9 protein-coding genes are annotated in these 13,976 nt (G+C 50.5%); 2 read left to right on the forward strand and 7 right to left on the reverse strand.

Annotation, left to right across the window (positions count from 1 at the left end; all coding sequences use genetic code 11):
* Window positions 1-94: 94 nt before the first annotated feature.
* Entirely contained in the window at window positions 95-1,264 is a 1,170-nt protein-coding gene (gene galK / locus KTO58_RS20120) for a galactokinase (RefSeq protein ID WP_095837656.1), read from the reverse strand.
* A 202-nt stretch (window positions 1,265-1,466) separates the two neighbouring features.
* Window positions 1,467-2,495, reverse strand: a complete 1,029-nt coding sequence (locus tag KTO58_RS20125; RefSeq protein ID WP_095837655.1) for a LacI family DNA-binding transcriptional regulator — start codon at window positions 2,493-2,495, stop codon at window positions 1,467-1,469.
* A 112-nt stretch (window positions 2,496-2,607) separates the two neighbouring features.
* Here KTO58_RS20125 and KTO58_RS20130 point away from each other — a divergent pair, with 112 nt between their 5' ends.
* On the forward strand, window positions 2,608-3,732 hold the full coding sequence (locus KTO58_RS20130) for an acyltransferase family protein (protein ID WP_095837654.1): 1,125 nt from the start codon (window positions 2,608-2,610) through the stop codon (window positions 3,730-3,732).
* A 30-nt stretch (window positions 3,733-3,762) separates the two neighbouring features.
* Window positions 3,763-4,548: an SDR family oxidoreductase gene (locus KTO58_RS20135; RefSeq protein WP_095837653.1), complete on the forward strand. Its 786-nt coding sequence runs from the start codon at window positions 3,763-3,765 to the stop codon at window positions 4,546-4,548.
* 84 nt (window positions 4,549-4,632) lie between these two features.
* Here the strand turns inward: KTO58_RS20135 and KTO58_RS20140 are convergent, their stop codons facing one another.
* The 5 genes from KTO58_RS20140 to KTO58_RS20160 all read right to left on the reverse strand — a co-directional run bounded on the left by KTO58_RS20140 (window position 4,633) and on the right by KTO58_RS20160 (window position 13,723).
* Window positions 4,633-6,075, reverse strand: a complete 1,443-nt coding sequence (locus KTO58_RS20140) for a SusD/RagB family nutrient-binding outer membrane lipoprotein (protein ID WP_095841476.1) — start codon at window positions 6,073-6,075, stop codon at window positions 4,633-4,635.
* A gap of 23 nt (window positions 6,076-6,098) precedes the next feature.
* The gene (locus KTO58_RS20145) at window positions 6,099-9,293 is read right to left on the reverse strand and encodes a SusC/RagA family TonB-linked outer membrane protein (protein WP_095837652.1); all 3,195 of its coding nucleotides are present in this window, start codon (window positions 9,291-9,293) and stop codon (window positions 6,099-6,101) included.
* A 348-nt stretch (window positions 9,294-9,641) separates the two neighbouring features.
* Window positions 9,642-10,394: a hypothetical protein gene (locus KTO58_RS20150; RefSeq protein ID WP_157752831.1), complete on the reverse strand. Its 753-nt coding sequence runs from the start codon at window positions 10,392-10,394 to the stop codon at window positions 9,642-9,644.
* 18 nt (window positions 10,395-10,412) lie between these two features.
* Complete coding sequence (locus tag KTO58_RS20155; RefSeq protein WP_095837650.1) at window positions 10,413-11,243, reverse strand: N-acetylmuramoyl-L-alanine amidase; 831 nt, start codon at window positions 11,241-11,243, stop codon at window positions 10,413-10,415.
* Window positions 11,244-11,437: 194 nt separating this feature from the next.
* The gene (locus KTO58_RS20160; RefSeq protein ID WP_095837649.1) at window positions 11,438-13,723 is read right to left on the reverse strand and encodes a GH92 family glycosyl hydrolase; all 2,286 of its coding nucleotides are present in this window, start codon (window positions 13,721-13,723) and stop codon (window positions 11,438-11,440) included.
* Window positions 13,724-13,976 lie beyond the last annotated feature (253 nt).

Genomic DNA, 13,976 nt, shown 5'->3' on the forward strand with positions numbered 1-13,976 from the left:
CATAATCGCTCCTGTGGAGGCAAACGAAAGAACCGGTGTATCACCTTCATTATGAAGGCATTACACCGGTTCTTGTATTTTAGTGTGTATTTAGCTATCCGACGAGGGCTTCTTGTTGAACGAGGCTGCAGCCATTTTCGATGCTGGTAACATATGCTTCGAGGGCGACATTGAATTGTTTGGCGTAGCCTTCTTTGGCTTTTTCGAGCAAGGCCGGTACGGCTTCTTTTTTGACGATGTTGATGGTACAGCCACCGAATCCGCCGCCCATCATGCGGGCGCCGTATACTGCCGGGTCGTCTTTAACGAGTTCGACGAGCCAGTTGAGTTCGGGGCAGCTTACGTTGTATAGTTTGTCGAGGCCTTCGTGGGTGGCGAACATTTTTTGGCCGAAGGCATCGAGGTTATCGTTGCGGAGGTCTTCGCAGGCATCGCGGAGGCGTTGTATTTCTTCTACTACGTAGCGGCAGCGGTTGTAAACGACCTGACTGTTAGGCTTAACGTAGGTATCGAGCATTTCCAGGGAAGCGTCGCGGAGGGTTTTTACTGCCGGGTGGTGGGGTTGTATCCAGGCGACCCCCTGTTCGCATTCTGCGCGGCGGGTGTTGTATTCTGAGGAGGCCAGGGAGTGCTTTACGCGGGTGTCGAGTAAAACGAGGCTGACATCGTCGAACCGGAAGGGGATGTATTCATATTCGAGGGAGCCGCAGTCCAGTTTTACCAATTGGTTTTTCTTGCCGAACATGCTGGCGAATTGGTCCATGATGCCGCAGCGTACGCCTACGAATTCGTTTTCGGCGGCCTGGGCGTATTTCACGAGATCTATTTTATCAATATCCAGCTGGAGCAGTTCGTTGAGGGCGAAAGCGGTGGCACATTCGAGCGCGGCCGAGGATGAGAGGCCAGCGCCCTGTGGTATGTTGCCACCGAAGGTACATTCGAAGCCGGTAATGGCATGTCCGCGATTCTGCAGTTGCTGTACGACACCCAGGAGGTAGTCGGGCCAGTGTTTGCCGCTGGGGGTGAGATCGTTGGTATTCCCCTGGTAGTGGTCGTCGAGATCGAGGGCGTGGAGGATGATCTGGTTGTCATCTCTTTGGACGATGGAGAGGTATACTGCTTTGTCGATGGCGGCAGGCAATACGAATCCATTGTTATAGTCAGTATGTTCGCCGATCAGGTTGATACGGCCAGCAGCTTTTACGGTGAGGGGTAAGCGATCAAAGTATGCTTTGCTCAGCGTATTAAATGTTGTTAAGTCCACGTAATATGCTTTAAATGTGCGGGTAAACGGAATAACTTTTCAGGGGTGCTCACAACGCGGATGATGAGATCGCTGAAATGCAATCCAGTAGTAAATGTAATCGTTTACTTTAAATAATCAAAGCCTGGTTCCAGATAAGTGACGAATGAGGTCAAATATGCGGTTAAGGCCTGTGCTTGGCGTGGATGGGCGGGTGATGGGGTTATTTGCGGCGGGCGGAGGAATGCCGGAAGACGGGCAGGGCGTCGAGGACGACGCGGGTTCGGGTCTGTACGGGTGTTTTGCCCTGGGTGTTGATCAGTTGGTAGAGGAGTTTGAAGGCTTCTTTTCCCATGAGGACGGTTTGCTGGTCGACGGATGACAAGCTGGGGGTGATATGTTCGTCGAAGGCTTCGTTGGCGAATCCCATTACGCCGAACTGGCCGGGGATGTTGATATCTTTTTCCTTGAGTTCTTTGATGGCTCCCAGTGCGGTGAAGTCTTCTACTGCGAAGACGGCATCGGGGGGATTGGGGATGCTGAGGAGGTGGCGGATTGCCTGACGGCCTGCTTCGATGGATACGTTGCCATGATAGATCAGTTCATCCCGGATGGGCAGGTTGTTGGCTTTGAGGGCGGCTTTATACCCTTCGAGGCGGTCTTTGAATATTTTAAGATGTTGTTGTCCGGCGATGTGGGCGATGCGGGTGTATCCCTGTTCGATGAGGTGGGTGGTGGCGGTGAAGGCGCCTTTGAAGTCGTCTACTACGACGGACGGGATGTTGAGGTTATCGTTGGCACGATCGAAGAATACGAGTGGTATTCCTTCTTCTTTGATGGAGAGGAAGTGATCGAAGTCGGATGTTTCTTTGGCGATGGAGGCTAGGATGCCATCTACGCGGGTGCTTTTAAAGGTTTCGATACCTTTTTTTTCGAATTCGGTCAGCTCGTTGGATTGGTAGATGAGGACACTGTATCCATGTTGGTTGGCGATGGATTCGATGCCATGTACGACGGACCCGAAGAAGTTGATCTCTGCGCTTGGGATGAGGACACCGATGATATTGGTGCGGCCGGAGCGGAGGGAATAGGCGATCCTGTCGCGTTGGTAGTTGAGCCTTTCGGCGGTATCGAGTACGAGTTTGCGGGTTTCTTCGCTGATACCTTTGCGGTTATTGAGTGCCCGGGAGATAGTAGCGCCGGTGAGGTTCAGTTCGCGGGCCAGATCAGCTATTGTGGTTTTTTTTGTCAAGGGAGACCGTTGTTTAGACTAAAAATATAAAAGATATCATAAAAGGGGAAGGCAAATAAATAAACGGTAATGCTTAATTTAACGTCCTCATCAACCAAAATACTCCACATCAATGACACAAAATACCGCTCGATTCCTACCGCTGGATGTGTTCCGTGGTATGACCGTTTGTTTTATGATCATCGTTAATACACCTGGTACGGACCAGGTATTCGGGCCGTTGCGGCATGCGCACTGGCATGGGTTTACGCCTACGGACCTGGTATTTCCATCTTTTCTTTTTGCTGTCGGCAATGCGATGAGTTTCAGCATGCGTAAGTTTGAGACGTTGCCGCACGCGACGGTTGTCGGAAAGGTGTTGAAGCGGACGGCATTGATCTTCCTATTAGGATTCCTGATGTACTGGCTTCCCTTTTTCCGGCCGGCGGCAGGTGGAGGGTTGGAGCTGATCCCTATCGGGGAGACCCGGATACTGGGTGTATTGCAACGTATAGCGCTGTGTTACGGGTTGGCATCATTGCTGATCCATTTTCTTCCACGGAAGGGAGTGATCAGTGCTGCTGTGGTGTTACTACTCGGCTATTGGGCGGTACTATGGTTTTTCGGTACCCCCGGTGAGCAATATACTATCCAGGGGAATGCGGGTCTTGCCCTGGATAAACTGATCATGGGGGATGCGCATCTGTATAAGGGTGAGGGATTTCCTTTTGACCCGGAGGGTATACTCAGTACCTTCCCTGCCATTGTGAATGTGATCGCGGGTTATTATGCTGGATTATATATACAGCAGCGGGGTAAGACCTTATCCGGTTTGTATCCGATGCTGATCGCCGGTATTGTGTTGGTTGCGCTGGCTTATACCTGGGATCTCTCTTTCCCCATCAACAAAAAACTATGGACCAGTTCTTATGTATTGCTGACAGTGGGGCTAGACCTGCTGATCCTGTCGGTGTTAATTTACATCATTGACATCCAGCATTCTCAAGGCTGGACGGGGTTCTTCACTGTATTCGGCAAGAATCCTCTGTTCTTATATCTTTTATCGGAGGTACTTGCTATTTTCCTCTATACCTTTAGCACTGGTACCGTCAGCTGGTATGAGTGGATCAATACGCATATTTTCCAGCCACCGGCGCCCGGCAAGGTAGGCTCTTTACTTTTTGCGCTTACGTACATGTTGTTATGCTGGGTGGTAGGTAAATGGCTGGATGCAAAACGTATATATGTGCGGGTGTAGGCGGGCCATTCACCATTAAAAACAGATCATATGGAGCTTTCATTAAAGGGCAGGACAGCGTTGGTATGCGGCAGTACGCAAGGGATAGGGTTGGCAACAGCCATCGAGCTGTCGTTGCTGGGTGCGTCGTGTATATTGCTGGCGAGGAATGAGGAGCGATTGCAAGCGGCCATACAACAGCTGGACATATCGCGGGGGCAGCAGCACGGGTATTATGTAGCGGACTTCAGTAAGGAGGCGGAGGTAGCGCGGGTGAGCCAGGAGATCGCTGGTACAGGCACGGTACATGTCCTTATCAACAATACGGGAGGGCCTGCGGGCGGCGCTATTAAAGATGCTACGACGGAAGCTTTTGCCGCTGCTTTCCAGCAACACCTGCTCTGCAATCATTTGCTGACACGAGCGATGGTACCTGGGATGAGAGAGGCGTGCTATGGGCGTATTATCAATATTATCTCTACTTCTGTCAAGGCCCCTATTCCGGGGTTGGGTGTATCGAATACTACGCGTTGGGCGGTAGCCTCCTGGGCTAAGACGCTGGCTGGGGAGCTGGCGCCCTATGGTATCACGGTCAACAATGTATTGCCTGGTAATACGGATACTACGCGGCTTCGGTCGTTGATCAGCAGTACGGCTAAACAGCGGCAGGTAACGGAGGAAGTGGTGACGCAGGAGCGGCTGGCGGAGATACCGATGGGGCGGTTTGGCACGGCGGGGGAGATAGCTGCTATGGCAGCTTTCCTGGCGACACCGGCGGCGGCTTATATCACCGGCACGAGTACTGCGGTAGATGGTGGTAAAACCCCTGTGATGTAGTTGTAGTAGACTTTATGTTTATATAGAAAAAGGCTGTCGGAATGCTCCGACAGCCTTTTTATTATCTACCTGTTTATCTTTCTTTTATCTCACATCGAACCAGAGGCGGGTGATGAGTGCATCCGGTCCCTGGTTGGCTACGGCCTTTTTGTAGTTGATCCCATTCAATGCCTGCTCGCTGGAGGGATAGGTAAGGCGCAAGGGCATTTTGCCCTGCAACACGCCCTGGTATGCAGGCTTTAACTGGGGATAGTCCAGCCTTCTCCATTCTGTGAAGCCTTCGATGCCTTCGCTGAAGAGGGCCAGCCATTTTTGTTCGCCGATAGCGCGGCGGAAGTTGGTGACATCGTAGGCTAGTGCCGGTTGGGCGAGGTAGTTATTGACTACGGTGGCATCGACGATATTGTACTGGGCGAGGGACGCTCTTATGGCATCTTTATACAGTTGTTCTGCATCTGCGGAGATCAGGCCCCGGGCAGCTGCTTCTGCTTTGATGAAGAGTAGTTCTGCGTAGTTAAACAATATAGCCGGTGCGGTGGTGGCGGTGAAGACGGCACCTACATCAGAGGTTTTATTAAAGCCTAATGCGGAGGCGGAGTCTGTGGGCAAGCCATTGGTAACGCCGAGGATGGGGCCACCATCTTTGGGTTTGGCGGCATATATGGAGAGTCGCGGGTCGTTCAGTGCGAGTAGTTTGTCTACTACGGATTTGCTGATACGGTAGTCGTTCCTGGTTTCGCGGTTGCGGCCTACGGGGTTTTGGTTAGGGGAAGCGAGGTAGTCGAGCTTTACATTGTCGGCGTTGCTGCTGAGGACTGTGGCAGCATTGTTACTTACTTCGTCGAATACTGCTTTGGCGGTGGCTTCGTCCCTGTCGGATATCCTGATAGCGATGCGCAGGCGGAGGGAGTTAGCGAACTGTTTCCAGCGTTTCATATCGCCTTTGAATACCGGGTCGCCCTGGATGGGATTAGCGGTTTCCTGGATGGCGGCTACGGCACCTTTCAGTTCGGCGAGCAGGCCGGTGTATATATCTTTCTGCGCGTCATACCTGGGGGTGAGGAATTCCTTTATGTTGGCGGCCTGGCTATAGGGCACATCGCCATAGAGGTCGGTAAGGTTCTGGAATATCCAGGAACGCATGATAACGCCTACGGCGCGGTAGTTCGGGTTGTGCAAGGTATCCCCCAGCTGGATGAGGGTGGTAAAGTCCTGCACGGGTTGCGCGTAGAAATTGTTCCATATGCTCTGTGAGGTGGTGGCTGCCGGCTGGTATTTATCCGGATCGGTATATTGGATCTTGGCCCAGTATTGTACGTACAGCAGGGATGTTTCCATGGTCGCGTTCTCTCCCCAGTAGATGTCTACTGCGGATTTGATTGCATTAGAGAGGAGGTAGTCCGGTTGTACATTTTCTGACTGGTTAGGATTTTTGTTGATGTCTTCCAGCTGTTTCTGGCAGGCGGCCAGCAAGGTGACTGCTATCAACAGTGCCGGCAATATATATCTGGTATTTACTCGTTTCATGGTTATCGCTTTAATCATACACATTAGAAGGATACATTCAGGTTAAGACCGAAGCTGCGGGTGGTAGGGATCTGCAATGTTTCCAGACCTTGTCCGTTGCCGGTATTGAATGCTGTTTCCGGGTCGATGTTGGGTGCTTTTTTGTCGATGATCCATAGGTTGCGGCCCACGAGGGTGACATCTATGGCCTGGAAGCCCCAGCGTTTTACCAGTTCTTTCGGTAGTGCATATCCTATTCTTACTTCGCGCAGTTTGATGAAGGAGGCGTCGTATACGCTGCTTTCATTGAGGCTGCTATTATATACTGATTTATAGTACCGTTGGGCGGGCAGGATGACGTCGTTCTTTTTGCCGGAGCTGGTAACGCCATCGAATATCATCCCATCATGGTATACGGTTTCTCCATTGGGAGCGCCTGCGTTATGGTTGGGGAGGCGTACGGGTGTGGAGCTGGTATTGTTACCTGCATAATAGTACGGGATTCCACCATTTTCTGCATCGCGGCCAGGGAGGCTGGCTGCCAGTACGCCGGTGTATATGCCGGTGTAGTTGGTACCGGACCAGATGGATCCGCCCTGTTTGGTATCGATGAGGAAGCTGAGGGTCACCCCTTTGAAGGAGAAGGCGTTGTTGATGCTACCGGTCCATTTGGGGGTATAGTATCCCAATACTTTTCTGTCGTTGGCGATCGCTGGTGTACCATCGGGGTTTACCAGTATCTGTCCGCTGGCGTCGCGCTGATAGGCTTTACCATATATGGCACCATATCGTTTGCCTTTGCTGGCCAGCACCTGTACGTTGCCGGAGGTACCCAGTACGTAATCGTTGAGGAAACCATCTTTGTCCAGTTCTACTACTTTGCTCACGTTGCGGGCGTAGTTGATGTTTACATCCCAGCGGAATCCGGAGGCGGTACTTACGGGCGCGCCACCTAATGATATTTCTATCCCTTTGTTGTTGATCTGCCCTGCGTTGAGCAATTTTTTCAGGTAGCCGGTAGAGGCGCTAACATCGGCCAGTAGTATCTGGTTGCGGCTGTTAGCGTTATAGTAGGTCACGTCGATGCGGGCGCGGTTATTGAAGAACCCTGCTTCCAGGCCAATTTCTGCGGAGGAGGTGATCTCAGGTTTGAGGTCGCTCTTCAGGAAGTTGTCAGAAACGGTGAGGAGCGGATATTCACCGAATGGTTGATTGAATGGGTATGTATTGATCAGTTGATAAGGATCTGTATCATTACCTACCTGTGCCCAACCTCCTCTCAGTTTGAGTAGGGTGAGTGCTTTGCTCTGTATGTGGAATGCTTCGTTGAGTACGAGGCTGGCGTTGGCGGATGGATAGAAGTAGGCGTTATTGGCTCGTGGCAATGTAGAGGATTGATCGCGACGGGCGGTGAGGTTAAGGAATGCGTATTCGCGGAAGCCCAGTTGTGCAGAGGCGAATCCGCTATAGATGCGTCGTTTACCGAATATGTTAGAGGACACTACCGGGTCGCGTGAGTTATTCAATGTGTATACATCTTTCACTGCGAGGCGGGGCGCCTGTTGATAGTTTTGTTCTGTTTGATTATTGCGGATGTTACCTCCCACCAGTACATCGAGGTTGAAGTCGCGGCTTAGTTTTTTCACTGCGTTCAAGGTGAACTCGGTGTTTACTTCGGAGATGCCATAGGCATCTTCTGTGTAGGAGCCGAATGGTGTGCCGTTGGTACCGTAGGCTATTTTGTATTTACGGCGGTCGTTGTAATAATCGAGGCCGATGCGGACATTGGCGGTCAGCCAGTCGAGTATCTGGTAGGACAATCGGGTATTGCCGAAGATACGGTTACGTTGTTGTCCTACGGTATTTTCATACTGTATCCAGTAGGGGTTGCTGTAGTAGCTATGGTTCCAGTTATAGTCGGTGCCATCGGGATTTTTATAATCGCGCAGCCTGTTTACATCTACCTGGCGGCCGAACCAGATGAACTGGAGGGTAACGCTGTTACCACGGCGGCCATCGACACCTGGCAGGTTATCTGCGACGCTGCGGGTATAATTGACATTGCTGCTGAACGTCAGTTTAGGCGTGATGCGGTAGGTGGTATTAAAGGAGAAGCTATTCCGGCTGATGCCGGTATTGGGCAGGATGCCTTTTTGTTTGGTATTGTTATAGGAGAACCGGTAATCGAGTTTATCGTTAGAGCCGGCGATTGACAGGCCATTGTTGAGGGTATATCCTGTTACGTAGAAGTCTTTTACGTTATTGGGATGTGGAACCCAGGGAGCAGGTTGGCCATTGGAGAAGAACTGTTTGATCAGTCGGCCATCCATTTTGGGTCCCCAGCTTTCGTCGACGCCATCGTTGATACCGCCCCCTTTACCATCTACGTAGGAGAACTGACCTCCGGAGCCTTGTCCGTATACGTTCTGGAAGGAGGGTAATACGAGGAGGTCTTCTACGGTGGCGTTGGAGGAGACGGTGATGCCCAGGCCCTTTTGTTTACCGCGGCCGGACTTTGTTTTGATCACGATCACGCCATTGGCAGCACGGGAGCCATATAATGCGGCAGCGTTGGGGCCTTTGAGGACGCTGAGGGATTCGATATCTCCAGGGTTGATATCTGCGATAGCGTTAGCGAAGTCGCGGCCGGAGCCTACGCCCAGCTGGGAGTTATCTACCGGTAATCCATCTACTACGAAGAGGGGTTGGTTATTACCTGAGATGGAAGTCTCTCCTCTTATTACGATACGGGAGGAGCCCATGTTACCCTGGCTATTGGTAATGTTGACGCCGGCGATCTTACCCGACAATGCATTGACGAGGTTGGTTTCGCGGGCTTCGGTAATATCTTTTGATTTCAGTTCCTGCATGGCATATCCCAGTGATTTTTTTTCACGGGAGATACCGAGGGCAGTTACTACGACTTCCTGCAATTTACTTTCTGCTGATTCGAGTGCAATGTTGAGTTGGGAGCTTTTACCTACCGGCACTTCGATGGTATTGTAGCCGATGAAGGAGAAGCGGAGGGTATCGGAGGAATTTGCTTTGATGCTGTATTTTCCATCCGCATCGGATTGGGTACCATTGCTGGTTCCTTTTACGACTATGATGACGCCTGGTAGTGGCTGTGCGTCTGTTTTACCGGTGACCACACCTCCGATTTTTATACTTTGCGCGAAGCCAGCCTGGGTGTACAGGATGACGAAGAGCAAGGCTGCGGCATGTCTTGCAAATTTCATGGTTGAGAAAACGTTTGATGAGTAATTTTGTAGTTTAATCAGGTAGTTAACCTACAGCGGATGTGTATTATACACAAAGCAATGCCTGGTGGCAGTTCAATGCTGCCGGTAAGTAATTTGTATATAACAGGTGGTGTATGATGTCAGATCAACAATATATCGCGGCGGAGCAGCCGCATACGGCAGACCATGCGTTGCATGAAGTACGTAAGAAAGCTATGGTTGGAAATTCCGTTGCTGATTGGACGAACACAAAATGCATTATTATACCTGGTTTAGTTGACAGGCGTAAAAGTACACAATAATAATTAATCTACAAATTCTGTAGGGTATTAGTATTAATAAATATTATTCTTGCAGGAGACCGGCGGCGATAAGTAGTTTGCGGACGTCGGGGTCTTTCTCATATTTTTTGATCAGGGCATTTATGTTTTTGGGTGTGAGGGATTGTTTGTTGAAGGTGTCGGGGAATGCGTTGGCCCATGCGTTGCCGAAGATGAGGTTCATCCAGGTGTGGTAGGGTTCGTAGCGGCCGTATCCACGGTATTGCCAGAACTGGTCCATGGAGGTATTGAATGATTGGAGGGCGGCGCTGAATATTTCTTTGTTGATGGTATTGATTGATTTGAGGGACAGTTGTTTTTCCATGTCATCTTTACGATAGAGGGCGATGGCGAAGTGGGAGCCGGTATCTTTTTTTATAGCGTCCTGTAGTTCGTTGAGGGATTTGTAGCCATTGTCTGAGCCATCTGCGCAGTACATCCACAGTATTTTATTCGATTTATCGTATTTGAAGGAGGTGCAGAAGAACAGGGAATCGTAGGAGACATGTACGAGGTAGGTTTTACCTTTTGTATTAAAGTCTTTGATAACGGTGATTTTCTCTTCGTTCCCCTGTTGGGCGCCGGCGACGTTGTAGTTGCGCAAGGGTCGGAATCCGATGTCCTGGTTGCTCAGGGATATATTTTTTTCGCTGATGGTCAGTTGTGCGATGGGGCCATTGCCGGTGGTGTAGGTATACCATTCTCCTTTGATCTGGGCGAGTGTCCAGGTGGACAATAGGAGCAGGCAGCTGAGTGTTGTGAGCATTCTTTTGTGCATATGACCAGGGATTTATGATTATTGAGACTGTTGAGCGAGGCTAAAGATAATCTTGGCAGCGGCGGTATCCAAGCGGGTGCCGGAGGTGGAATCGGCCGGTGTGAAGTGGCGTTTGAAGGCCAGTATGGCGGCGGAGGTATCTTTGATATCGTAGCCGACGATCCGTAATGCCTGTAGGTGGTTGAAGTTCTGGGGTAGTGTGATGGTGGCGGTATCTTTGAACCAGAGGCCGAATCCTTTTTGAGCCAGTTGTTGCCAGGGGAACCATGCGCTGGGGTCTACTTTTCTACCCGGGGCGATATCTCCGTGGCCGATGAAGTTGGCGGTGGGGATGTTGTATTTATGGCGGAGGGTGTCGAGCAGTATTTCGAGGCTATGTATCTGTGCGGGGGCGAAAGGTTCGAAGCCGTTGTTGTCCAGTTCAATGCCTATAGAGGAGGAGTTGATATCGGTGACGCTGCCCCAGCGAGCGACGCCGCCGTGCCAGGCGCGGAGGTAATCGTTGAGCATATGGTGAATGGTACCATTGCGGCAGATGACATAGTGAGCGCTTACCTGGGTGGCGGTGTTGGTGAATGTTTTAAGGGTCTGTTCGCAGGAGTTTTGTGCGGTATGATGGATGATGACGAAGTTAGGTTTGCGCAGGTTAAAGTTGACGGTACCTACCCAGTATTGGGGGAGGGCGGCGGAGTCTGTGGGGACGGGGAATGGTTGTTGGCGGATGGTCGCTGCGTATGTTTTAGTCTGTTGGCGATATGCTTTATTGGTGGTTGCGTATGGATTACGTGCGCAGCCATATACCAGCAGGAGGGCTGCGGCGAGGGGGTAATACCAGGAAGTCAGTTTCATAAGCCAGCTATTTTTGGATAGTTTGATGTCCTACCTATAGCAATTATTGCTCCATTTCTGGGAGGTGCAGGTATTATGCGATACCTGGCGGACATTTACAAAAATAGCATAATCGGTATCAAATGAAAAAAGGCGGGTGAATACCCGCCTTTTTGTTATCACCATTCTATCAACCATTTAAAAAAAACACGACATTATTTTGCATCTGAGTAAGAGAATGGTGCGTCTTTGACAGCTGTACCACGGTTCTTTTCGGGTTGTGCGCTCATACGGAAGTTCAGTTGTCCACCTTTCATCAGTTCGAAGTGGTCGAGCCAGTTTTGCGACAGTGCTTTACCATTCCATTCCATCTTCTGTATGTATCTTTTATCCGGGCCGTTGTCGGCCGCGTTGATCTGCAGTGTTTTACCATTTTCCAGTTTGATGGTAGCGTTTTTGAAGAGGGGGCTACCTACTACGTATTGGGTGGTACCCGGGCAAACGGGGTAGAAACCTAACGCAGAGAATACGTACCATGCGGAGGTTTGTCCGTTGTCTTCGTCACCGCAATAGCCGTCGGGAGTGGGGGTATACAGGCGGTCCATTACTTCACGGAGCCAGTATTGTGCTTTCCAGGGTGCGCCTGCATAGTTATAGAGGTAGATCATGTGTTGAATGGGTTGGTTGCCATGTGCGTACTGGCCCATGTTCATGATCTGCATTTCCCGGATTTCGTGTATGGTGAAGTTATAATAGCTATCGTCGTACACGGGAGGCATTACGAATACGGAGTCTAGCATTTTCACGAACATTTCCCTGCCGCCCATGAGGTTGGCGAGGCCTTTTACGTCATGGAATACGGACCAGGTGTAGTGCCAGCTATTTCCTTCGGTGAAGGCATCTCCCCATTTGAACGGGTTGAACGGAGACTGGAAGTTACCATCTTTATTACGGCCTCTCATGAGGCGGGTTTCTTTATCGAAGAGGTTACGGAAGTTCTGGCTACGTTTCTCATATTTTGAGATATCATCTGCCGGGCGTTTGATTGCTTTTGCGAGCTGGTAGATGGTGAAGTCATCGTAGGCGTATTCGAGGGTACGTGCGGCGTTTTCGTTTATTTTCACGTCGTAGGGTACGTATCCCAGTTCGTTATAGTATTTCACGCCTCTGCGGCCTACGGATTCGAGGGGGCCTTCATTTTCGGCATTTTTCTGTAATGCTTCGAAGGCGGTGTTTACATCGAAGTTGCGTACGCCTTTGATGTAGGCGTCGGCGATGATGGAGGCGGAATTGGAGCCGATCATACAATCGCGGTGTCCGGGGCTGGCCCATTCGGGAAGCCATCCACTTTCTTTATAGGCGTTCACGAGTCCCTGCATGATGTGGCTGTTCATTTCGGGATACATGAGGTTAAAGAAGGGGAATGCGGAGCGGAAGGTATCCCAGAAGCCGTTGTCGGTGAACATGTACCCTGGCAGTACTTGTCCGTTGTATGGGCTGTAGTGTACTACTTCTTTCTTCTCGTTCATTTCGTAGAATTTGCGCGGGAAGAGGAGTACTCTATAGAGGCAGGAGTAGAAAGTACGTGTTTGATCGACGGTGCCACCTGTTACGAGGATGCGGCCCAGTTCTTTATTCCACGTTGCTTTAGCCTGTGTTTTTATGTCGTCGAAGCTGCGGTTGCCGATTTCCTGCAGGAGGTTTAGTTCTGCTTGTTCGGGGCTGATGAAAGAGGAGGCTACTTTGGCCTGTACTTTTTCGCCCTTTACGGTAGCGAAGCCTATGATGGCGCCACTATGATTGGATTTGGATTCGAGGATACCGGCAGAGAGGGTGCTATCCTTCCAGGTGGCCTGGTAGGAGAACGGTTTATCGAAATAGATGACGAAATAGTTTTTAAAGTTGGCTGGTACGCCGCCGCTGTTGCGGGTGGTATAGCCAATGATCTTGCGTTCTGCGGGGATCACTTTTACGAAAGAACCTCTGTCGAGGGCATCGATGATAACGAATGCGCTGTCGGTTTTCGGGTAGGTAAAGCGGAAACGGGCAGCTCTTTCGGTGGGGGTGATCTCGGTGGTTACGTCGTGATCGGCGAGGTATACGCTGTAGTAGTATGGTCTGGCGGTTTCTGATTTATGAGAGAACCAGCTGGCGCGATCGTTTTCGCGGAATTTGGGTTTGCCGGTTACGGGCATGATAACGAACTGGCCGTAATCGTTGATCCAGGGGCTGGGTTGGTGGGTTTGTTTGAAGCCGCGTATCTTTTCGGCGTCGTAGGTATATGCCCAACCATCTCCCATTTTGCCGGTTTGCGGCATCCAGAAGTTCATTCCCCAGGGGAGGGCGATAGCCGGATAGGTGTTACCCTGTGAGAGGCTATGTTTGGAAGCTGTTCCCATAAGGGGATTGACCCAGTCTGCCGGGTCTTGTACGGAAGTGACGATCTGTGCCTGCGACTGTAAGGAAAGCAGTGTCAGGGCACCAAGCAATAATTTTCTCATGATGCTATAAATAAACTCAATAGTTTCCAACTATATTCCACCAGGTAAGCGACTTACAGATAGTATGACAGGTCTATCTTACGATCTTTGGTTGGGACACTGGTCCTGATACGTGGAAAGCAGTAAAAATACTTGTTCAATGGAAAGATAACGTAATATTTTATGAGTGGAAAATGCAAAAATGCTAAACTGAGGAAATATAGTACCTGTCTGGGGCTAAAACATTTTAGCAACAAGCATTTAGGGCCGTATT

Origin of the sequence: Chitinophaga pendula, assembly GCF_020386615.1 — a bacterium.
GTDB lineage: Bacteria > Bacteroidota > Bacteroidia > Chitinophagales > Chitinophagaceae > Chitinophaga > Chitinophaga pendula.